The 20,853-nt window shown below is 72.1% G+C and carries 17 protein-coding genes; 13 read left to right on the top strand and 4 right to left on the bottom strand.

What is annotated here, in order from left to right; all coding sequences use genetic code 11:
• Nucleotides 1-158 precede the first annotated feature (158 nt).
• From ACFY0F_RS16145 to ACFY0F_RS16125, 5 genes are all read left to right on the top strand, one after another.
• Entirely contained in the window at nucleotides 159-1,304 is a 1,146-nt protein-coding gene (locus ACFY0F_RS16145) for an ROK family protein (protein WP_388793615.1), read from the top strand.
• A 272-nt stretch (nucleotides 1,305-1,576) separates the two neighbouring features.
• Complete coding sequence (locus ACFY0F_RS16140) at nucleotides 1,577-2,902, top strand: ABC transporter substrate-binding protein (protein ID WP_388793613.1); 1,326 nt, start codon at nucleotides 1,577-1,579, stop codon at nucleotides 2,900-2,902.
• 116 nt (nucleotides 2,903-3,018) lie between these two features.
• Nucleotides 3,019-3,930, top strand: a complete 912-nt coding sequence (locus ACFY0F_RS16135) for a carbohydrate ABC transporter permease (protein WP_388793611.1) — start codon at nucleotides 3,019-3,021, stop codon at nucleotides 3,928-3,930.
• Nucleotides 3,927-4,829, top strand: coding sequence for a carbohydrate ABC transporter permease (locus ACFY0F_RS16130; protein WP_388793609.1), 903 nt, complete (start codon nucleotides 3,927-3,929; stop codon nucleotides 4,827-4,829). Before ACFY0F_RS16135 ends, ACFY0F_RS16130 begins: the two co-directional genes overlap by 4 nt.
• A 10-nt stretch (nucleotides 4,830-4,839) precedes the next feature.
• The gene (locus ACFY0F_RS16125; protein ID WP_388793607.1) at nucleotides 4,840-6,555 is read left to right on the top strand and encodes a hypothetical protein; all 1,716 of its coding nucleotides are present in this window, start codon (nucleotides 4,840-4,842) and stop codon (nucleotides 6,553-6,555) included.
• Nucleotide 6,556: 1 nt separating this feature from the next.
• Here the strand turns inward: ACFY0F_RS16125 and ACFY0F_RS16120 are convergent, their stop codons facing one another.
• Nucleotides 6,557-7,216, bottom strand: a complete 660-nt coding sequence (locus ACFY0F_RS16120; RefSeq protein WP_388793605.1) for a nucleoside/nucleotide kinase family protein — start codon at nucleotides 7,214-7,216, stop codon at nucleotides 6,557-6,559.
• A gap of 89 nt (nucleotides 7,217-7,305) precedes the next feature.
• Here ACFY0F_RS16120 and ACFY0F_RS16115 point away from each other — a divergent pair, with 89 nt between their 5' ends.
• Nucleotides 7,306-8,046 carry an HAD family hydrolase gene (locus tag ACFY0F_RS16115; protein WP_388793603.1) on the top strand — a complete coding sequence of 247 codons (741 nt, stop codon included), beginning with the start codon at nucleotides 7,306-7,308 and terminating at the stop codon, nucleotides 8,044-8,046.
• Entirely contained in the window at nucleotides 8,043-10,385 is a 2,343-nt protein-coding gene (locus tag ACFY0F_RS16110) for a glycoside hydrolase family 65 protein (protein WP_388793601.1), read from the top strand. The genes ACFY0F_RS16115 and ACFY0F_RS16110 overlap by 4 nt, the downstream gene beginning before the upstream one ends.
• Nucleotides 10,386-10,477: 92 nt before the next feature.
• Here the strand turns inward: ACFY0F_RS16110 and ACFY0F_RS16105 are convergent, their stop codons facing one another.
• On the bottom strand, nucleotides 10,478-11,371 hold the full coding sequence (locus tag ACFY0F_RS16105) for a M56 family metallopeptidase (protein WP_388793599.1): 894 nt from the start codon (nucleotides 11,369-11,371) through the stop codon (nucleotides 10,478-10,480).
• On the bottom strand, nucleotides 11,368-11,751 hold the full coding sequence (locus ACFY0F_RS16100) for a BlaI/MecI/CopY family transcriptional regulator (RefSeq protein WP_388793597.1): 384 nt from the start codon (nucleotides 11,749-11,751) through the stop codon (nucleotides 11,368-11,370). Before ACFY0F_RS16100 ends, ACFY0F_RS16105 begins: the two co-directional genes overlap by 4 nt.
• Before the next feature lie 195 nt (nucleotides 11,752-11,946).
• Between ACFY0F_RS16100 and ACFY0F_RS16095 the strand changes: the two genes are divergently transcribed.
• Nucleotides 11,947-13,434: a hypothetical protein gene (locus ACFY0F_RS16095; protein ID WP_388794074.1), complete on the top strand. Its 1,488-nt coding sequence runs from the start codon at nucleotides 11,947-11,949 to the stop codon at nucleotides 13,432-13,434.
• Nucleotides 13,431-14,378 carry a lysylphosphatidylglycerol synthase domain-containing protein gene (locus tag ACFY0F_RS16090; RefSeq protein WP_388793595.1) on the top strand — a complete coding sequence of 316 codons (948 nt, stop codon included), beginning with the start codon at nucleotides 13,431-13,433 and terminating at the stop codon, nucleotides 14,376-14,378. Before ACFY0F_RS16095 ends, ACFY0F_RS16090 begins: the two co-directional genes overlap by 4 nt.
• A 42-nt stretch (nucleotides 14,379-14,420) precedes the next feature.
• On the opposite strand, the gene ACFY0F_RS16085 is transcribed toward ACFY0F_RS16090, so the two are convergent.
• Nucleotides 14,421-15,182, bottom strand: a complete 762-nt coding sequence (locus ACFY0F_RS16085; RefSeq protein WP_388793593.1) for a phosphatase PAP2 family protein — start codon at nucleotides 15,180-15,182, stop codon at nucleotides 14,421-14,423.
• 177 nt (nucleotides 15,183-15,359) lie between these two features.
• Between ACFY0F_RS16085 and efeU the strand changes: the two genes are divergently transcribed.
• The 4 genes from efeU to ACFY0F_RS16065 all read left to right on the top strand — a co-directional run bounded on the left by efeU (nucleotide 15,360) and on the right by ACFY0F_RS16065 (nucleotide 20,828).
• Entirely contained in the window at nucleotides 15,360-17,417 is a 2,058-nt protein-coding gene (gene efeU, locus ACFY0F_RS16080; protein WP_388794071.1) for an iron uptake transporter permease EfeU, read from the top strand.
• Nucleotides 17,418-17,476: 59 nt separating this feature from the next.
• Nucleotides 17,477-18,757: an iron uptake transporter deferrochelatase/peroxidase subunit gene (gene efeB / locus ACFY0F_RS16075; RefSeq protein WP_388793591.1), complete on the top strand. Its 1,281-nt coding sequence runs from the start codon at nucleotides 17,477-17,479 to the stop codon at nucleotides 18,755-18,757.
• A 124-nt stretch (nucleotides 18,758-18,881) separates the two neighbouring features.
• The gene (locus ACFY0F_RS16070; protein WP_388793589.1) at nucleotides 18,882-20,042 is read left to right on the top strand and encodes a HoxN/HupN/NixA family nickel/cobalt transporter; all 1,161 of its coding nucleotides are present in this window, start codon (nucleotides 18,882-18,884) and stop codon (nucleotides 20,040-20,042) included.
• Between the two features lie 297 nt (nucleotides 20,043-20,339).
• Entirely contained in the window at nucleotides 20,340-20,828 is a 489-nt protein-coding gene (locus ACFY0F_RS16065; RefSeq protein WP_388793587.1) for a DUF5709 domain-containing protein, read from the top strand.
• Nucleotides 20,829-20,853 lie beyond the last annotated feature (25 nt).

Raw genomic sequence — 20,853 nt, 5'->3', positions numbered from 1 at the left:
TCTGGCGGAGCACGGCAGGCGAGTACCGTGATGTTCGTTAGGAAGTTAACTAACGAAGTACAGTGCGTCAAGAGGAATCCCATCGCCGCATCCCACGGAGCCGCTCGCCAAGCCGGCCGGCCCGGGGAGCGCGGCCCGTGACCTGTGTGGGGTAATCGTTGGAACACGACCTGGCAAGAGCCCCGCGCCTGACCGAGAGCGCGGGTGCGGTCTTCGCCGTGCTGGCCGAGGCGGGCAGTGCGACCCGGCCGCAGCTCGCGAGCCTGGCGGGGCTGTCCAAGCCGACGGTGTCCGCCGCCGTCGCGGAGCTGGAGAGCGTACGGCTCGCCGCCCACTCCGGCACCGCCTCCAGCGGCACGGGACGTTCCGCCGCCGTCTACCGGCTCGGACCGGCCGCCGGGGCCGTACTCGCCGTCGACCTCGGCCCCTCCCTCACCCGGGTACGCGCCTGCGCCCTGGACGGCACGCTGCTCGCGGAGGCCACCGGCTCCCGGGCGGGCGCCGCCGACGTCGTGCACGAGGCGCTCGACGCGCTGCCGGCAGGCGCTCCGCTGCGGACCATCGTCCTCGCCGTCGGTGATGTCACCGCGCGGGAGAAGGAGGGCGCCGGGATGCGCCCGGCCACCGCCAAGGCCGGTCCCGTCTTCGACGCCGTGGCCGTCGCGCTGCCGCCGGGCGTCCCGGTCCACCTCGAGAACAACGTCAACTGCGCGGCTCTCGCCGAGCTGCACGAGGGCGCGGCCCGGGGCCGCGACACCTTCGGCTACCTGCGCATCGGCATCGGTATCGGCCTCGGTATCGTCGTCGGCGGCCGGGTGCTGCGCGGGGCGAACGGCGCCGCCGGTGAGCTGGCCCGGCTGCCCTACCCGTGGGACGAAGGCCGCGAACCCCGCCACGAGGCCCTGGAGGAGTACATCGGCTCGCGTTCCCTGCTGCGGCGGGCCGCTCAGGCCTGGCCGGCCACCGACGGCCCGTGCCCCGGCACCGCCGAGCAGCTCTTCGCCCTGGCCGGGGAAGGCCGGGTCGCTGCCTGCGCCGTCGTCGACCGCCATGCCGTGGACGTGGGCCGGCTGGCCGCCGCCGTGACCGCCGTACTGGACCCGGGGCTGATCGTGCTGGGGGGCAGCACCGGCGCGTACCCGCAGCTCCTGCGCGGTGTCCGGGCCGAACTCGCCCGGCTGAGCTGGCCCACCGAAGTCGTCAGCAGCACGCTCGGCGATCTCGGCACCGTCGTGGGCGCCGCCCGGCTCGCGGTCTCCCGAGGAGTCCAAACCGTGACCCAGGCCGCGGGGACGAAGGATTGACGGCTTCCACTCCATCTGCCAATGTCCGGACAAGCGCTTTCTAAGTCGGCCGGGACGCCGACTCCGGGTAGCCTCCCGCCCGTACGCGAAGTACGGCAGTCGCACGAGGGCGAGCTTGTGCGACATCGGCCGGCATGGCCGGGGACCCCACCCGTCAAGGCGATGCGGCCGGGCGAGGCCGTGCCCCCGGAAAGCGAAATTTCCTGCAAAATGCACCCGTGCCGCCTCGGCTGGCGCCGTGCTCCGTCAAGTACGACGAAAAGGGATCGAAAATGACCAGTGTGGGTGTGCGGCGCTCCCGCCGACTCGGCGGCGGCATACGCCGTGTGGTTCCCCTCGCTGCCGTGGCCGCGGCAGGTGCCCTTCTGCTCTCCGCCTGTGGGTCGGGATCCGGCTCGGGCGGGACGTCCAAGTCGCTGACGTTCTGGATCTCCACGGTTCCGGGGCAGGACGCGGGCTGGAAGAAGCTGGTGGCGCAGTACAAGAAGGAGAACGGCGTCTCCGTCAAGCTCGTCAACATCCCCTACGACGGCTACACGACGAAGCTGCACAACGCCGCGCAGGCGAACTCCCTGCCCGACGTGGCGGCCGTGCCGGCGCTGGACCCGATCTGGTCGAGCAAGCTGATCGACCTCAGCTCCATAGCCGGCAAGAAGAGCTACAACATCAACGCCAACTTCCTCGCCAAGGACTCGTCGGGGAAGGTGCTGTCCATCCCCTCGGACGTCACCGCGTCCGGTCTGTTCATCAACAAGTCGCTGTTCAAGAAGGCCGGCGTCTCCTTCCCGACCTCGCCGAAGAAGACCTGGACCTGGACCGACTTCATCAAGGCGGCGAACAAGGTCCGCGAGAAGACCGGTGCCAAGTACTCCCTGACCTTCGACCAGTCGCCGTCCCGGCTCCGCGCCATGGTGTACGAGATGGGCGGGAAGTACGTCCACGCGGACTCCTCCGGCAAGTTCTCGGTGGACCCGGCGACGAAGAAGGCCGTGAACACCTTCGTCGGATGGAACGACAACAAGACCATGCCGAAGTCAGTGTGGACCAGCGGCGCCGACCCGTCCGCCATGTTCCAGAGCGGTGACGTGGTCGCATACTGGTCCGGTGTGTGGCAGGTCGCGGCCTTCGCCGAGAGCATCAAGAAGTTCGACTGGGCCAGCGTCCCGACTCCCGCCCAGCCGGTGCAGGCCAGCGATGTCAACAGCGGCGGCATGATGGTCGGCTTCAACAACAACGGCGACGCGGCCACCGCCGCGAAGAAGTTCCTGACCTGGATCTACGAGCCCGCCCACTACAGCGAGCTGTGCGAGGCCTCCGGCTTCCTGCCCGTCGAGAACGGTCTGAACCCGAAGTACCCCTTCAGCTCCCCGGCGGCGCAGGCGGCGTTCAAGCTGTACAACGAGGAGATCCCGCTCTACGCCCCGATCTCCGGCTACTTCAACAACGCCCAGACGCAGTGGGTGCTGAAGGGCAAGAGCCTCACCGAGGACCCGACCAAGACGGAACTCGGCAAGGCGATCAACGGTCAGCAGTCGCCCGACAAGGCCCTGCAGAACATCGTGGCCGGCTACAACCAGCAGGTCGGCGGCGGCTCGTAGGCCGCCCGGCCGGGCGGCGGAACGAGACACCGCCGCCCGGCCCCGGACGCGCCCTGTGATGCGGGCTCACGCGTGGGCCCACCCGCAATCCCTTCCCCCAGCACGGAGTCAGGAAGATGACCATTAGCGCCTCGGACGTGTCCGCGAGCCCGCCCAGGAGACGCAGCAAGTACACCCTCGCGCCGCTCGTCCTCATCGCGGCCAACGTCGTGCTCTTCGCGCTGTTCTTCGTCTGGCCTGCGGTGATCGGGCTCGTCTACTCCTTCACGAACTACACGGGCGTGGGAGTGTTCCAGTGGGTCGGGCTGGACAACTACCACACCCTGTTCGGGGACTCCACGTTCTACGACGCGCTGACCCGGACGCTGCTGTACACCGTCCTCTTCGTCCCGCTGAACTTCGCGCTCTCCCTGCTCGCCGCCAACCTGGTCGTGAGCAAGCACGCCAAGGGCGCGTCCGTCGCCCGCGTCATCTTCTTCATCCCGTGGCTGCTGTCACCCATCGTGGTGGGTGTCCTGTGGCGGTGGCTGTTCGGAGAGAACTTCGGACTGGTCAACTACGTCATCGAAAAGCTCGGCGGAAGTGCCGTTCCGTGGCAGTCGAACGCGGACCTCTCGCTGCTGGTGGTGGTCATGGCGGCGTCCTGGGCATGGACCGGTTTCACGATGCTGCTCTTCATCGCGGCGATCAAGAACGTACCGGTGTCGTACTACGAGGCGGCCTCGCTCGACGGCGCCGGCCCGTGGCGTCAGTTCATCAGCATCACGCTGCCGAGCATCGCGCCCACCTCGTTCATCGTCATCCTGCTCAACACGATCAACGCGATGAAGGAATACCCGGTGTTCGTCGCCCTCAACAACGGCGGACCCGGATCGTCGAACAACCTGCTCGTCCAGTACATCTACGAGACCGGCTTCAAACGCGGCCAGATCGGCTACGCGAGCGCGGCGTCCTTCGTGCTCATGCTCATCCTGATGGCCGTCGCGATCATCCAGTTGATCGTCAACCGGCGGGTGGAGAACCGATGACAACCACAGACATGCCACGCCCGCTCGACGCCGATGCGAAACAAGCGGTTCCCAGGAAGCGGCCGCGCAACGCGGCCAGCGGCGGTCTCCGGCGAGCGGTGCCCGCCACCACGCTGCTGTGGATCCTGGCGTGCCTCTACGGTCTGCCGGTGCTGTGGTTCATCCTCAGCTCCCTCAAGCCGGCCAGCGACCTGTTCTCCTATCCGCTGACGTTCGTTCCGCACCACCCCACCCTCTCGGGTTACCTGACCGCGTGGCGCAGTGCCAACTTCTCCCAGTACTTCGCCAACACGGCGCTCGTGTGCGTGATCACGACGATCCTCACGGTGGGTGTCAGCTGCTGCACCGGGTACGCGCTGGCGAAGTACGACAACAAATGGCTCAAGGTCTTCTTCGTCTGCATCCTGGCCACCACGATGCTGCCGTCCGAGGTCATGCTCGCCCCGGAGTTCCTGGTGGTCCGCAACCTCGGCCTCTACAACTCGTTCGCCGGCATCATCCTCCCGGCCGTGCTCACCGCAACCGGATGCTTCATGTTCCGCCAGTTCTTCCTGACGGTCCCCGACGAACTCGTCGAGGCCGCCCGCATCGACGGCGCGCGTGAGCTGTCGATCTTCCTGCGGATCATGGTGCCGATCTCCCGGCCCATCATGCTGACGCTCGCCATCCTGTCGTTCCAGTGGCGGTGGAACGACTACATCTGGCCGCTGCTGATGCTGAACGACCCCAGCAAGTTCACCGTGCAGATCGGCATCCAGAGCATCGTCGGCGCGCAGAACATCAACTGGTCGGTACTGCTCGGCGCATCGGTCATCTCCATCATCCCGCTGATCGTCATCTTCCTGGTGTTCCAGCGCTACGTCATGGGCGCCGACATCAACGCCGGCCTGAAGGACTGAGGGACCGACCGTGCAGATCACGCTCGACCGCGAGTTCGTCCGCCAGGTGGCCGACGCCGCCGACCGGCATGCCGTCCCGTTGACGGCCCGCCCGGACGAGGAACCAGCCGGCGTGGCCCATCGCGGTCTCGCGCACCGGGTGAAGACACTGCTCGCGGCGTACCGTTCACCCGACTCGGCGCTGCACGGCAGCGAGCGGGCCGTCGCCGCCACGATGACCCACCTCGCCGCTCTCATGGCCCTGCAGACCCCCTCCGGCCTCTTCGCCGGCGGGGACAACGTGCAGTCACCGCCGGATTCCGCGTTCACCGTCAACGACGTGTGCGACGCGCACGTCCTCGCCACGGGCGGCGGCCCGGAACTGCGCGAGGCCGCCGCCGCCCTCGCCGAGATCGCCGGCGCGGCCACCGAAAGCCTGCGGACCGGCGGCGTGCACACTCCGAACCACCGGTGGGAACTGTGCGCGGCGCTGGCCCGGCTGCACCGGTCGTTCCCGGACGGCCGGCTGCTCGACCGGATCGACGCGTGGCTCGCCGAGGGCGTCGACATCGACGCGGAGGGCATGTACTCGGAGCGGAGCGCCAACTACGCGGCCCATGTGTCCAACCCGTCGCTGCTGCTGCTGGCCGACGTCCTCGACCGCCCCGACCTCAGGGACGCCGTCGAGCGCAACCTCACCGCGACCCTGGACCTCATCCGGCCGGACGGCACGGTGGAGACCGTCCACTCGCGGCGGCAGGACCAGGACCAGCCCTTCCCGCTGGCGCCCTACCTGCCGCACTACCGGCTGCTCGCGATCCGTACCGGCCGGGGCGACTTCAGCCGGGCGGCGCGGCTGGCGGCAGCCCGAGGCGTCGACGACCCCGGCCTGCTCGCCGAGACCGTCCTCACCCCCGACCTGTGCCGCACGCTGCCGGAACCGGCACCGGAAACCCTTCCGCGCGAGGGGTACCTCACCACCGCGCGCCTCGCCTCACACGCCTCCGCCACCGCGCACACCGTGCTGTACGGCGGCTCGGACGTGCCCGGGCAGCGGCACATCCGCTCGGGCCTCGCCTGCAATCCGACCTTCCTGCGGCTCTTCGCCGGCGACGCGGTCCTCGACGCCGTGCGGCTGTCACGGGGCTTCTTCGACCTCGGCCCCTTCCGCGCCACGGACATGACGCGTCTCGGGGACGGCCGGTACCGGCTCGCCGAAACCCTCACGGCCGCCTACTACCAGCCGCTCCCGCCGGCCGAGCGACGGGCCGACGGCGCTTACGAGATGGCGGACGAGGGACGCTTCTCGGCCGCGATGTCGTTCGGGCGGCGGCCGCGGGACGAGGTCGCGCTCACCACCCGCGTCGATGTGGAACTCCGCGACGACGGTGCCGACATGCGGTTCGACATGGCCGGTCCGCGGGTGCCGTGGGCACTCGAACTGACCTTCCGGCCGGGAGGTGTCGTGCACGGCGCCGAACCGCTGGGCGAAGGGCGCTGGTGTCTCGGCGACGGCGCGATGACGTACCGGGTGGGCGAGGACGAGATCCGCGTCGAGGCCGGGGTCCACTCCGGCGAACCGCTGGCGGGGCCGGACCGGGGCGACCTGCTGCGCTACGACCCGGGTCAGGACTACACACTGCTGCGGGGCACCGACGCGACGACCGGGCCACGGGTCTGCCTCGGTGGTTTCGGCCCGCACACACTGAGTGTCACCCTGCGCGCCCGCCGGGCCCCGCACGCGTGAGTCACGCCGTGGAGGTGCCCGACGGCAGCGCGGTCACCGGCACGATCAGATCCGCCCGGTCCCGGGTCGCCGCCACCAGGTCCGCGTTGCGCTGGTCGCTGCCCAGGACCCAGGCCACCGCACTGTCGTGGTCCTTGCCGAACTCCTCGTGACGGGCGACGAGCCGGCGGACGCGTTCCGGCTCGTCGAGTGCGCAGAACCACACCTCGTCCAGCCGGGGCCGTACCCGGGCCCAGGGGCCGGTGCCGAGCAGCAGGTAGTTGCCCTCCGTCACCACCAGCCGGGCCGTGGGCGCTACCGCGATCGCGCCCGCGAGCGGCTGCTCCAGCACCCGCTCGAAACCCGGCGCGTACACCACCTCGTCCCGCTCCTCGCGCAGCCGCCCGAGCAGCGCCGCGTACCCGGCGGCGTCGAAGGTGTCGGGCGCGCCCTTGCGGTCCCGGCGCCCCAGACGGTCCAGTTCGGCGTCGGCCAGATGGAAACCGTCCATCGGGACGTGCGCCACCCAGGGCTCCCCGGTGCCGTTCAGCGCGCGCACCAGGTGCTCGGCCAGCGTCGACTTGCCCGCGCCGGGGCTGCCGGCGATGCCGAGGAGGGCGCGCGGGCGGCGTTCGGCGAGGGAGCGGGCGCGGGTGAGGAGGTCGTCGAAAGTCAGGGGCACACCGAAGAGTCTGTCACCCGCCGGCGGACGGTGAACCATGTGGTGCGCGACACCCAATGGAACCCGCCCTGCGGGGAAGTGTGCTGAGTATGACTGAGCTCGGTCTGCCCGAAACCATCCAGGCCTGTCTCTTCGACCTCGACGGGGTCGTCACCAGGACGGCCGTCGTGCACGCGGCCGCCTGGAAGGAGACGTTCGACGACTTCCTGCGCGGATACGAGGGCGAACGCGCCCGGCCGTTCGACGCGGTGGCCGACTACGACGAGTACGTCGACGGACGCCCGCGCGCGGACGGGGTGCGCACCTTCCTCGCCTCCCGGGGCATCGAACTGCCCGAGGGCGATCCCGGCGACCCACCGGACGCCCGGACCGTGCAAGGTCTCGGCAACCGCAAGAACGAGCTGGTCCTGGAGAAGATCCGCACCGACGGCGTGGAGTCCTACGAGGGGACGATCCGCTACATCGAGGCGGTCCGGGCCAAGGGACTGAAGACCGCGATCGTCTCCTCCAGCGCCAACACCCGGGACGTGCTGCGCTCCATCGGCGCCGAGCACCTCTTCGACGTCCGGATCGACGGGGTGGTCGCCGCCGAGCGGAAGCTGCCCGGCAAGCCCAACCCGGACACCTTCCAGGCCGCCGCCCGCGACCTCGGCGTCGAATACCGGCGGGCCGCCGTCTTCGAGGACGCGCTGGCCGGCATGGACGCCGGCCGCTCCGGCGGGTTCGGGTACGTCGTCGGCGTCGACCGGGTCGGGCAGAGCGACGCCCTGTACAAGCACGGCGCCGACATCGTCGTGAAGGACCTCGCCGAACTGGGGGACAACGAGTGATCACCCAGCGGTCGTACGCCGTCGAACCCTGGACGGTCCGCGAGACCGAGCTGAACCTCGACGTGCTGGCCCAGAGCGAGTCCGTGTTCGCGCTGTCCAACGGCCACGTCGGCTGGCGCGGCAACCTCGACGAGGGCGAACCGCACGGTCTGCCCGGCAGTTACCTCAACGGCGTGCACGAGGTGCATCCGCTGCCGTACGCCGAGGCGGGCTACGGCTATCCGGAGTCGGGCCAGACGGTCATCAACGTCACCAACGGCAAGGTCCTCCGGCTGCTGGTCGACGACGAGCCGTTCGACCTGCGCTACGGCAAACTCGTCCGCCACGAACGCACCCTGGACCTCCGGCGCGGTGTACTGGAGCGGACCTGCGAGTGGACGTCCCCCACCGGGTCGACGGTGCGGGTGCGCTCGACCCGGCTGGTGTCGCTCACCCAGCGCGCGGTCGCCGCCGTCGCCTACGAGGTGGAGCCCGTCGGCAGCCGGGCCCGGGTGGTGATCCAGTCCGAGCTGGTCGCCAACGAGCAGCTGCCCGGGTCCAACGGCGACCCGCGCGCGGCGATGGCCCTGCAGTCGCCGCTGGAGCCGGAGGAGGACTTCGCCTCGGACCGGCGGCTGCGCCTGGTGCACCGCACCCGCCGCAGCGGCCTGCGCGTCGCCGTGGCCGCCGACCACGTCGTCACCGGCCCCGAGCGGACCACCACGGCCAGCGAGAGCAACCCGGACGTGGCCCGGCTCACGGTCACCTCCGTACTCGAACCGGGCCAGCGGCTGCGGGTGGAGAAGCTGGTCGCCCACGGCTGGTCCGGCACCCGTTCGCTGCCCGCGATGAGCGACCAGGTCGACGCCGCCCTCGCCGCCGCGGCACATGACGGCTGGCAGGGCCTCGTCGACGAACAACGCGCCTGTCTGGACGACTTCTGGGCCCGCGCCGACGTCGAGGTGGACGGCGACGAGGAGATCCAGCAGGCCGTCCGCTTCGCCCTGTTCCACGTCCTGCAGGCCGGCGCCCGCGCCGAGCAGCGGGCGATCCCGGCGAAGGGCCTCACCGGCTCCGGTTACGACGGGCACGCCTTCTGGGACACCGAGATGTTCGTGCTGCCCGTCCTGACCTACACCGCGCCCGGGTCCGTCGCCGAGGCGCTGCGCTGGCGGTACAACACCCTTGACTCCGCCCGGGAGCGCGCGGCCCAGCTCGGCCTGGAGGGCGCCGCGTTCCCCTGGCGGACCATCGAGGGCTCGGAAGGGTCCGCGTACTGGCCCGCAGGCACCGCCGCCTTCCATGTGAACGCCGACATAGCCAACGCGGTCGTCCGTTACGTCGCCGCCACCGGGGACACCGACTTCGAACGGGACACCGGAGTGGAGCTGCTGGTGGAGACCGCCCGTCTGTGGCGCTCCCTCGGCCACCACGACCACCACGGCGCCTTCCACATCGACGGTGTCACCGGCCCCGACGAGTACAGCGCGGTCGCGGACGACAACACGTACACCAACCTGATGGCCCGGGCGAACCTGCTGGCCGCCGCCGACGCCGTCGAGCGTCACCCCCGGCAGGCCGAGCGGCTCGGCGTGGACGACGAGGAGAGCGCCGCCTGGCGGGACGCCGCCGAGGCCATGCACATTCCCTACAACCACGAACTCGGTGTGCACGAGCAGCACGCGGGCTTCACCCGCTACCAGCGCTGGGACTTCGCGAACACCCGGCCCGACCAGTACCCGCTGCTGCTGAACTTCCCGTACTTCGACCTCTACCGCAAACAGGTCGTCAAGCAGGCCGACCTGGTGCTGGCGATGTACACCTGCGACGGATACTTCGACGACGAGCAGACCGCCCGCAACTTCGCCTACTACGAGCCGCTGACCGTACGGGACTCCTCCCTGTCGGCGTGCTGCCAGGCCGTCATCGCCGCCCAGGCCGGGCATCTGCGGCTCGCCTACGACTACGCGGCCGAGGCCGCCCTGATGGACCTGGCGGACCTGGAGCACAACACCCGCGACGGGCTGCACATCGCGTCGCTCGCCGGAACCTGGATAGCGCTCGTGGCGGGCTTCGGCGGAATGCGCCGGCACGACGACGGGCTGTCGTTCGCGCCGCGCCTGCCGGAGAAGATCCGCCGCCTGGCCTTCACCGTACGGTTCCTCGACCGCCGGCTGCGGGTGGAGGTGCAGGCCGACAAGGCCACGTACGCTCTCCTCGACGGAGCGCCGCTGACCATCCGTCACCACGGTGAGCCGCTCACCCTGAGCACCGACGACCCGGCCGTCCGCGCCGTACCGCCGGCGAAGAAGCGCCCGGCCCCGGAACAACCACCGCACCGGGCGCCCAGCCGCCGCTGACCGGGGTCAGCCGGGCGCGCCCGTCCGCCGGGCGCCCGGCTCCCTGTGCTGCCCGGGCGGGGCCGTCCGCAGCCGGACGGTTCGCCGGCGTCTCAGTTCAGCGCGCCCGCCAGCAGGCCGATCAGGTCGCCGGTGGCGTCGGCGGCGCCCAGTGCCGGCAGGGCGCCGAGAGCGAGGACGGCCGCGGCGGCGATCCACAGCCGCGGGGGAGGGGCGGCCTGCAGTGCCGCTATCCGGCGGGTGACGGCGTGGTCCGTGAAGGTGAGCGCGCACCCGGCACGGGCGCCGCCCGCCGTGAGCGCGGCACGGGCCAGCGCACGCGCCGTGGTGTCCCGGTCCCCGACGGCGGCCGCCGCCTGCTCGTCCGCCCAGCGCTCCACCAGGAACATCACGGTCGAACGGACCGGACGCAGCAGCGGGTTGGCCGCGGCGGCGAGCGAGGCCGCGGTCACCAGGAATCCGTGCCGATGGGCCAGATGGGCCCGCTCATGGGCGAGCAGTACCCGGCGCTCCGCGGGGCGCAGGGCACCCAGCATGGCGGAGGTGACCAGGATCCGGCCCGGCCGCCCGGGAATGGCGAACGCCTGCGGCAGCGCGGAGTCGGCGACGATCAGTTCGGTGTCCGCGGGATGTCCCGCGCACAACCGCCGCAGCGACCGCCGGGTGCCGCGCTCGGCCCGCACCGCCAGGAGCACACGCCGGGCGACGACGGCGAGGGTGAGCGCCGCGGCGATCCCGATGACTCCCGGTACCGGATCGGCCAGCCGGTGCCCGTCCTCCCGGGCCTCCGCGACCACCGGCGGCGCGTCACCCAGCAGCGCGGTCGACAGCAGCACCAGGGACCAGGTGGTGGCCGCCGCGGTCAGCACGGCGGCGAAGGTCAGCGCCCGGGCGGCGAGGGCAGGCGCCACCCGCCGGCCGATCACCGGACCGACCAGCGGCAGCAGGAGGGACAGCAGCAGCGGGGTGTAGACGTCGATCCTCATGCGCCGCCTCCGGCGAGCAGGTCCCGCAGGGCCCGCTCCTCCTCCGGGCTCAGACCGGACACGAACTGCTGCAGCGCGGCGATCGGGTCCGGACCGCGGTCGAGGGCCTCGTGCATCGCCTCTGCGGTCAGCTCGGCCGCGTTCTTCGCGGGCCGGTAGGCGCCGCGCCGCCCGTCCGCGTCCCGCAGCACCAGCCCCTTGTCGTACAGCCGCTTGAGGATGGTGTGTACGGTGTTGTAGGCCAGGCCGCCGCCGATCTCGGCCTGGACCTCGGCGGGCGTCAGCGGTCGCTCGGTGGCCCACAGGGCGGCCAGCACCTCGCTCTCCAGTTCCCCGGCGCTGCGCCGCTCCACCCTGCCCCGGGACTCCGTGCCAGCCATGCCCCAACCTTACAGCGCGTAGGGCCGTCAGGCGGATGGCCGTATCCGCCGTGCACACGGGCCCGGCAGGGGTTAGCTTGACCGTGTTTTTCGGGTTTCTCGTGAATGACTGGTACGTCTTCTCGGGGCCCGTCTGCGGCCCTACAGGCTGTAGTGTGGCAGAAACCCTACAAACTGTAGGGATGAAGGGGGATGATGTCCGGCAGCGCGCACACCACACTCACCGGGACCCGGCGCGGCCGTCCGCGGACCGTGCCGCGCAGCGCCCGGCACACCCGCCCCGACGGCCTGCTCGCGGCCGTCGCGATCGCCTTCACCCTGGCCCAGCTCCTGCTGGTCCGGCCCGGCATGGGCCTCGGCTGGGACGAGACCGTGTACGTCAGCCAGGTCGGCGCCCACGCCCCGGCATCCTTCTTCAGCGCGCCCCGGGCCCGCGGTATCTCGCTGCTCGTCGCGCCCGTGGCGGCCTGGTCCTCCTCCACCCCACTGCTGCGGATCTACCTGGCCGTCCTGTCCGGCCTGGCCCTGTTCCTCGCGCTGCGCGCCTGGCGCGGCCTCTTCCCGCCCCGGGTACTGGCCCTGGCGGGGGCCCTGTTCGCCTCCCTGTGGGTGACGCTCTTCTACGGTCCGCAGGCCATGCCCAACTACTGGGTGGCCGTCGGCGCGTCGGCCGCGGTCGCCTGCTTCCTGCGCGCCCGCGCCGACCACTCGGACCGGGCCGCCCGGTGGGGGCTGGCCGGGAGCGCCGCACTGATGGCCCTGATGCGGCCCACCGACGCGGTGTGGGTGAGCCTGCCGCTGCTGGTCCTCGCCCTGCCGCGGCGGCACTGGCGCGCGGGCGGCATGCTCCTCGCCGGTCTGGCGGCGGGAGCGGCGGAGTGGGTCGTCGAGGCGTACGTCAGCTACGGCGGTCTCGCCCGGCGGCTGGCCGACGGCTCCGCGATCCAGGGCGGTCTGGGCTGGCATCTCGCGATCGTCGACCAGGTGCGCAGTCTGGGCGGACGGGCCCTGTGCCGGCCGTGCACGGGCGCGCTGCCCAACCCGCTGCTCACCGTCTGGTGGTTCGTCCTGCCGCTGCTCGCGGTCACCGGCCTCGTCGTCGCCGTCCGGGCCGGGCGCCGCACCCCCACCCTGGTGCCGCTGGTCTGCGCGGCGACGGCCGCGTTCCCGTACCTGTTCATGATCGGTTACGCGGCGCCCCGGTTCCTGCTGCCCGCCTACGCCTTGCTGGCGCTCCCGGTGGCCGACGCGCTGACCCAGCTGATGACCGCCCCCTCCCGGGCCTGGCGGCCGGTGGCCGTCGCGCTGGTGGCGCTGGGTCTGGCCGCGCACCTCGCCCTCCAGCTCGTCGTCCTGGAGCACACCGTCGACCGCACCACCGCGTCCCACCGCGGCTGGTCCCGTACCGCAGCCGAACTGCACCGCCTCGGCGTCCGCCCCTCCTGCCTGGTCACCGGGCACGACGCCATCCCGATCGCGTACTACGCCGGCTGCTCCTCCGCCGCGACCGCCGGGCACAACGCCAACAGCACGGCGGAGATCATCACCGGCACCGCCCGCCACACCCCGGTCGCCACCCTCGTACCGGCCGGGTCCCGGGCGCCCGCGTACGCCCGGCACTGGCCCTCCGTCCCCTTCGACGGGCTGCGTCTCTACTACGCGGTACCGGCGGCCCGCCGATGACGTCCGCGCCGGACCTCGTCGCCGGTACCGGCCGTCGGCGGGTGTACGGGCAAAGCGCCCTCTGCCTCGCCGTCCTGAGCTGCGCCGCCTACCTGGCCCGGCGGAACTGGCCGCTCCTTCAGACCGGCGCACTTCGGCTGGCCGTCGCCGACCAGGGCTGGCTGCTGGTGGGCGCGACGGCGGCGGCCGGCACCTGGGCCGCCTCCGCGTTCGCCCAGCAGGGGGCCGTCGCCCGGCGGCTTCCGGGCGGGCGGTTGCTGGCGGCGCAGTTCGCCGCCTGCGCCGCCAACCACGTCCTGCCCGCCGGGCTCGGGGCCGGCGCCGTGAACCTGCGGTTCCTGATGCGCTGCGGACTCGCGGCGGGCCGCTCGGCGAGCGCGCTCGCGGTCAAGGCCACCGCCGGCGTGCTGGTCCGCGGCGCGCTCATCGCGGCGCTCGCCCCGGCCTGCCCGGGCCTGCTGCGGATCCCGCGCGTCCCCCCGGCCGCCCTGCCCGTCGTCCTTGCGGCCGTCCTGCTGGTGGCCGGTCTGCTCGCCAGTCCGCTGTGGCCCCGCTGCCGCGCCGCCCTGGCGACCGTCCTCGCCGACATCCGGTCCGTGCACGCCCGCCCGGCCCGCGCGGCGGCCCTGTGGGGCGGCTCGGTGGCCTTCGCTGTGCTGCACTCCCTGGTGCTGATCGCCGTGACCCGGGCCGTCGGGCTGCCCCTGGCCCCGGCCCGGGTGGCCCTGCTGTATCTGGCCGCCAGCAGCGCCGCCGCCCTGCTGCCCACCCCGGGTGGCCTCGGCTCCCTCGACGCGGCCCTCGGCCTCGCGCTGACCGCGTCCGGGGCTCCGGCCGCCACGGCCGCCTCCGCCGTGCTCGGCTACCGGCTGCTCACCGTCTGGCTGCCGCTGATGCCGGGACTGCTGGTGCTCGCCGTGCTGGTCCGGCGCAAGGCGCTGTGAGCGGGTCGGCGGTTCGCGGAGCGTCGGGCGGGAGGGAGACGGTCACCCGGCGTCGGCCCCGTCCGGGTGATCCCGCCGTGAGCCATCGGACGCCTCCTGGCGTCGGCCGGTGATGCCGGAGGATCCCTCCCGCACCTCCGTCGACTCCGAGTCGCCCTTGGGGCGCGAGCGGTCCGCGATCACCCCCGGCGCGATCCACCGCCGGCCCACGCACACGCAGACGCCCAGCCAGCCCAGGGCGAAGAGCCAGCCGCCGAGCACATCGGTGAACCAGTGCACGCCGAGGAAGATCCGGGTCAGCCCGACCGACGCCCCCCAGCAGCCGATGGCGACGCACAGCGGCGTCCGGTCGTGCGGGACCCGTATCCGCACCGCCAGGACGAGCAGCCCGGCCGCGAGCGCCGCCGTGGTGGTGTGGCCGGAAGGGAAGGACCACCCCGAGGCGTGCGCCTCCCAGTCGTACCGCGGCGGGCGGGCCCGGGCGACCAGCTCCATCACCTGGTACCGCAGCATCTGCCCCGCGCCGAGACAGGCTACGGCCAGCACCGCGGCGGCCGGCCGTTGCCGTGGTGTGCGCGCCGCCAGCAGCCCGGCGAGCACCGCCAGCGCGTACGGCACGACGCCCGTCCCGGTGTCGGTGAGCCCGCGCGCCACGGCGACCGCCACGGGCGGGCGGTGTGCCAGGGACCAGGACAGCAGGTCCCGGTCCGGGAGCAGGGGCCCGCCGTGGCCGGCGACGACCGCGGTCAGTACACCGAACGCCGTCCACACGGCGAGGGTGCCCGCCCATACGGTCCTGGTCATCGCGGCGCGCCCTTTCCCCTGCGTCATCCGGTGCGTCTTGCCGTACCTGCCACGACTACAAACCTGTAGACCCGGCTTTTGCCCCGACATTGCCGCATCATGACCAGCCGACTACACGTCTGTAGTCATGATGGTCGTCGAAGTAAGGCATGCCTTCGCTAAGTGGGGTCGCAACACATGTGGGACGACGCGTTTCCGAGTTTCCTGATCGGGTTGAGGGAGGGGCTCGAGGGCGGACTCATCGTCTCCATCCTGGTGGCCACCCTGGTGCGGGCCGGTGCCCGGTCCCGGCTGCCGCAGGTGTGGACGGGCGTCCTGGCCGCGATCGCCGTGGCGATGAGCTTCGGTGCGGTGCTCACCTTCACCGCCGCGTCCCTGTCCGCCACCGCCCAGGAGGCGTTCGGCGGCACCCTCAGCGTCATCGCCGTCGCGTTCGTCACCGCCATGGTGTTCTGGATGCGCCGCTCCGCCCGCAGCCTCTCCGGTGAGATCAAGGAGAAGGTCACCGGCGCGCTCGGCACGGGCGCAGGCGTGCTCATCCTGACCTCGTTCCTCGCGGTGGGCCGTGAGGGCCTGGAGACCGCCCTGTTCCTGTGGACCACCGCCCGCGCGGCGGGTGAGTCCGCGGGCCCGATGACCGGGGCGGGCATCGGGCTCGTGCTGGCGGCCGTCCTGTGCTGGGGTCTGTACCGCCGGGTCCTCAAGATCAACCTGACCAGGTTCTTCACCGCCACCGGTGTCGTCCTCATCGTCATCGCGGCCGGTGTCCTCGGCTACGGCCTGCGCGATCTGCAGGAGGGCGGTGTCCTGCCCGGCGGGTCCGCGTACGCCGTGGACCTCGGCGGCAGCGTCGACGCCGGCTCCTGGTACAGCACGCTCGTCCAGGGCGTGTTCAACCTGACGCCGACCATGACCTGGCTCCAGGTGACCGGGTACGTTCTCTACCTCGCGGCGGTGATGACCCTGTTCGTACGGGGCGTACGGGGCGTACGGGCGAGCGCACCGAAGCCCGCGGCGCCCACAGGGCCGGCCCCCGAGGCCGGCGCCGCCCCCGGCGAACGGGTCTCCGCGGTCCGCCGCCGGCCTGTCTGGGTGGTGCCCGTGGCCGTCGTCGCCGTCCCCGCGGTCCTGGCGGGACTGGTCGTCGCCCTGTCCCGGCCCAAGCCGGCCGGGGACCAGACCGTGGCCGTCTCCGAGACCGAGTGCGGCAAGGGGTTCAGCGCCCCCAGGCCGGGCCGGCAGACCTTCCAGATGCACAACACGGGCGACAAGACGTCCGAGGTCTACCTCATCGACCCGGCTTCCGGCGCGGTCTACGGCGAGGTCGAGGGCCTGGCCCCCGGCACCACCCGTGACCTGGTCGCCACCGTCGCCGGAGGCAGCTACGCCTGGCGCTGTGTACCGACCGGCGCGGCGGCCGTCACCTCCAAGGCCGTCACCGTCACCGGCGGGGGAGCGGCCGAGGCGGTCGCGCCGGTCTCGGAGAACGACCTCGCCGGCCCTCTCGCCGCGTACAAGGCGTACGTCGACCAGCGCCTCGCCACCCTCGTCACGCAGACCCGGAGGCTCGACGACGACATAGCGGGCGGCCGCCTCGGCCGGGCCCGTACCGACTGGCTGACCGCCCACCGTACCTACGCCTCGCTCGGCGCCGCCTACGGCACCTTCGAGGACTACGACCAGAAGATCAACGGCCTGCCCGACGGTCTCCCCGACGGCGTGCGCGACAAGGGCTTCACCGGTTTCCACCGGATCGAGTACGGCCTGTGGCACGGCCAGTCCGCGGGGGAGCTCAAGGCCCCGGCCCGGCAGCTCGCCGGGGCCGTCGCCGGGCTGCGGGGGGCCTTCCCGAGGCAGAAGTTCCAGCCGGGCGACCTGCCCCTGCGCGCCCACGAGATCCTGGAGAACACCCTCCAGTTCGAGCTGACCGGCGACGCCGACCAGGGCAGCGGCACCGGACTGGCCACCGCCGACGCCAACCTGGCGGGCACCCGCGAGCTGCTCACCGTACTCGAGTCGCTGCTCACCAGCCGTGCGCCGAAACTGCTGCCCACGGTCGACGCGGACATCGCCCGCCTCCAGAAGCTGCTGGACGCGGCCCACGAAGGCGACCGGTGGACCCCCGTCGACCGGCTCGGCGCGCCGGCCCGGCAGCGGCTGAACGGCGCCACCGGACAGCTGCTGGAGGACCTCGCCCCGGTCCCGGATCTCCTCGAGATCCGGAAGTCCGCCTGATGGGCGCGGGCCCGCACCCGCACCCGCACACGCACACGCACGAAGAAGGGAACCCCGCCATGTCCTCTGCGTCCTCCGCCGAACCCCCGGCCTGCCCGGTCGGTGCCGGTCGCCGCTCCTTCGTGCGCGGCGCGCTGAGCGCGTCGGCCGCGGGCGCCGCCCTGGCCGGCGGAGGATTCGCGCTCGGCCGGACCGGCGGCTCGGCCCAGGCACAGGCCGCCGAGGCGACCGGCGTGAGGACGGTCCCCTTCCACGGCACCCATCAGGCCGGGATCATCACCCCGGCACCGGCCGCCGCCACCTTCGTCTCTCTCGACGTCATCGCCGACACCCGCGCCGAACTCGCCGACCTGCTGCGCACCATCACCGCCCGGGCCCGCTTCCTGACCGCCGGCGGCACGCCCGCCGACCTGGGCGTCGGCGCCCCGCCGTCGGACAACGGCATCCTAGGCCCCGAGGTGCCCGCCGACGCGCTCACCGTCACCGTCGGTGTGGGCGCCTCCCTCTTCGACGACCGCTACGGCCTCACCAGGTCCAGGCCGGCCCGGCTGACGCCGATGCGCACGTTCCCGAACGACAACCTGAATGCCGCCGAGTGCCATGGCGACCTGTCGCTGCAGATCTGCGCCGACCGCCAGGACGCGGTGCTCCACGCACTGCGCGACATAGCCCGGCACACCCGTGGCGCCATGCAGATCAAATGGCGCGTCGACGGCTTCCAGAACACCCCGCGCCCCACCGGCGCCCAGCGCAACCTGCTCGGCTTCAAGGACGGCATCGCCAACCCGGACGTCACCTCGGCCCGCGAGACCGATCGGCTGATCTGGGTGGGCGACGGACAGGGCGAGCCGTCCTGGACGAAGGGCGGCAGCTACCAGGTGATCCGGATCATCCGGATGCTGGTGGAGTTCTGGGACCGGGTGTCGCTCACCGAGCAGGAGAAGATGTTCGGCCGCCGCAAGGACACCGGAGCCCCGCTGGACGGCGCCAGGGAGACCGACATCCCCCAGTACGCCAAGGACCCCCACGGCACGGCCATCCCGCTCGACGCGCACATCCGGCTCGCCAACCCGCGCACCGCCGCCAGCGACGACTCCCGGATCCTCAGGCGCGGCTACAACTACGACCGGGGCGTGGACGACGTCGGCAACCTGGACATGGGCCTGGTCTTCTGCTGCTACCAGCAGGACGTCAGGCGGCAGTTCGAGGCGACCCAGACCCGGCTGATCGACGAACCCCTCGTCGACTACATCTCCCCGACGGGCGGCGGCTACTTCTTCGCGCTGCCGGGCGTGAGGGACTCGAAGGACTGGCTGGGCCGGGGGTTGCTGGCGACCTGACTTTCCCTCCCCATGGCCAAGGCCTGCCCCCGGTTTTACTGCACATGACTTGCAGGTGCAGGAGGATGGCACAAGGCTGTGGATGGCAGCCGCTCATGCCCGACCGAAGGAAACAAGCACCCCGATGACGGCCGCCCCTGATTCCGCTCCGACCCTCCCCGCACAGTCCGGGACGAAGCGTTCGGCCTGGCACCGCGTCCGCGGCTCCATGACGCGGCAGGAGTGGATCAGGGTCGGTGGCATGGCCGCCGTCGTGCTGGCGCTGCACCTCGTCGGCTGGTTCACGCTGGTGGCCATCGTGGCGCCGGAGCACTACACCGTCGGCACCAGGTCCTTCGGGATCGGCATCGGAGTGACCGCGTACACGCTGGGCATGCGGCACGCCTTCGACGCCGACCACATCGCGGCGATCGACAACACCACGCGCAAGCTGATGGGCGACGGGCAGCGGCCGCTGTCGGTCGGCTTCTGGTTCTCCCTCGGCCACTCCAGCGTCGTCTTCGCCCTGGCCCTGCTGCTCTCCATGGGCGTACGCACCCTGGCCGGTCCGGTCGAGGACGACCACTCGCGGCTGCACGACATCACCGGGCTGATCGGCACGACGGTCTCGGGGACGTTCCTCTACCTCATCGCCGCGATCAACCTCGCCGCCCTGGCCGGCATCTGGAAGGTCTTCCGCCGGATGCGCTCCGGCCACTTCGACGAGGCCGCCCTGGAGGAGCACCTCAACAACCGGGGCTTCATGAACCGCCTCGTCGGCCGCGTCACCAAGTCGGTCGGCAAACCCTGGCACATGTACCCCCTGGGCCTGCTCTTCGGCCTCGGCTTCGACACCGCCACCGAGATCGCACTGCTCGTGCTGGCCGGATCCGGGGCCGCCTCCGGCCTGCCCTGGTACGCGATCCTGTGCCTGCCCGTGCTGTTCGCCGCCGGCATGTCGCTGCTGGACACGGTCGACGGCTCGTTCATGAACTTCGCCTACGGCTGGGCGTTCTCCCAGCCCGTCCGCAAGGTCTACTACAACCTGACCGTCACCGGCCTGTCCGTCGCCGTCGCCCTGCTCATCGGCACGGCCGAACTGCTCGGCCTGCTCGCCGACCGGTTCGCACTGCACGGTCCGTTCTGGGACTGGGTCGGCGGCCTGGACCTCAACGTCCTCGGGTTCGTCGTCGCCGCCCTGTTCCTCGCCGCCTGGGCCGCCGCCCTGCTGGTGTGGAAGCTCGGCCGGATCGAGGAGAAGTGGCGGGCGGGGCCGGCCCGGCCGGCCGAGGACGGGGGAGAGTAGCGGGGCGGGCTCCCTCCTCCCGCCCCGCTCACTCCCGCACCCGCAACGCCTTGCGCCACTTCACGATCTGCTGGTCCGGATCCCCGGTGTACGACCACGGCGTCCGTGTCGCCCGGCCGTCGAGCAGGCGCAGCACGGGCACGGCGAAGCCTCCGGTAAACCCTCCCTTGCCGTGCCGGGCGACGGCCTCCGCGCAGGTCGTGGCGTCCGAGGCGCGGGGGATTAGACACCGGGCTGCGGGAAACGCGAACCGGGACCGTGCCAGCACAGGCGTCGAGCGACGAAAGGGAGACGGCGATGAGTGAGCAGGAGCCGGAGCAGACCCCGATGGCGGACGACGCGTACCAGCCGACCGGGAGCAACGAGGAGCAGGAGGACGCGGCGCCCCTGGACCTGCAGGACGCACTGGACGAGCGGACCTACGACGACACCCTCGACGAGGGCTATTCGCCCCCGGAGAAGCCGCTGGGTGCCACCCGTTACGGCACGACCGCGGCCGAGCAGCACGACGGCGAGAGCCTCGACCAGCGCCTCGCCCAGGAGCGGCCCGACGTGTCACCGCCGCCGGGGGACGCCGTGGGAGACCTGCCGGGTGGTGAGGGGGAGCTCGTGGACCCCGAGGCGGGCACCGACCGCGCCGGCCGCCTCGTGGCCCCCGACGAGGGCGCCCACCCCGACACCACGAAGGAGAGCGTCGCGGACGACGTGGGCATCGACGGGGGAGCGGCCGGTGCGGAGGAGGCGGCGGTGCACGTCGTCGAGGACGAGACGGCGCTGCCCGAGTAGCCTCCGCCGCTCTCAGGCCGGGCCG

Source organism: Streptomyces sp. NPDC001544 (assembly GCF_042894285.1).
GTDB lineage: Bacteria > Actinomycetota > Actinomycetes > Streptomycetales > Streptomycetaceae > Streptomyces.
This window is presented reverse-complemented; position numbering and strand designations above follow the sequence as displayed.

What these genes read in the sequence shown, in the direction of transcription:
- ACFY0F_RS16140 (WP_388793613.1), top strand. Translation starts at nt 1,577, where the DNA reads ATGACCAGTGTGGGTGTGCGGCGCTCCCGCCGACTCGGCGGCGGCATA.
- ACFY0F_RS16135 (WP_388793611.1), top strand. Translation starts at nt 3,019, where the DNA reads ATGACCATTAGCGCCTCGGACGTGTCCGCGAGCCCGCCCAGGAGACGC.
- ACFY0F_RS16130 (WP_388793609.1), top strand. Translation starts at nt 3,927, where the DNA reads ATGACAACCACAGACATGCCACGCCCGCTCGACGCCGATGCGAAACAA.
- ACFY0F_RS16115 (WP_388793603.1), top strand. Translation starts at nt 7,306, where the DNA reads ATGACTGAGCTCGGTCTGCCCGAAACCATCCAGGCCTGTCTCTTCGAC.
- ACFY0F_RS16105 (WP_388793599.1), bottom strand. Translation starts at nt 11,371, where the DNA reads ATGAGGATCGACGTCTACACCCCGCTGCTGCTGTCCCTCCTGCTGCCG.
- ACFY0F_RS16100 (WP_388793597.1), bottom strand. Translation starts at nt 11,751, where the DNA reads ATGGCTGGCACGGAGTCCCGGGGCAGGGTGGAGCGGCGCAGCGCCGGG.
- ACFY0F_RS16095 (WP_388794074.1), top strand. Translation starts at nt 11,947, where the DNA reads ATGTCCGGCAGCGCGCACACCACACTCACCGGGACCCGGCGCGGCCGT.
- ACFY0F_RS16090 (WP_388793595.1), top strand. Translation starts at nt 13,431, where the DNA reads ATGACGTCCGCGCCGGACCTCGTCGCCGGTACCGGCCGTCGGCGGGTG.
- ACFY0F_RS16085 (WP_388793593.1), bottom strand. Translation starts at nt 15,182, where the DNA reads ATGACCAGGACCGTATGGGCGGGCACCCTCGCCGTGTGGACGGCGTTC.
- efeU (WP_388794071.1), top strand. Translation starts at nt 15,360, where the DNA reads ATGTGGGACGACGCGTTTCCGAGTTTCCTGATCGGGTTGAGGGAGGGG.
- efeB (WP_388793591.1), top strand. Translation starts at nt 17,477, where the DNA reads ATGTCCTCTGCGTCCTCCGCCGAACCCCCGGCCTGCCCGGTCGGTGCC.
- ACFY0F_RS16070 (WP_388793589.1), top strand. Translation starts at nt 18,882, where the DNA reads ATGACGGCCGCCCCTGATTCCGCTCCGACCCTCCCCGCACAGTCCGGG.
- ACFY0F_RS16065 (WP_388793587.1), top strand. Translation starts at nt 20,340, where the DNA reads ATGAGTGAGCAGGAGCCGGAGCAGACCCCGATGGCGGACGACGCGTAC.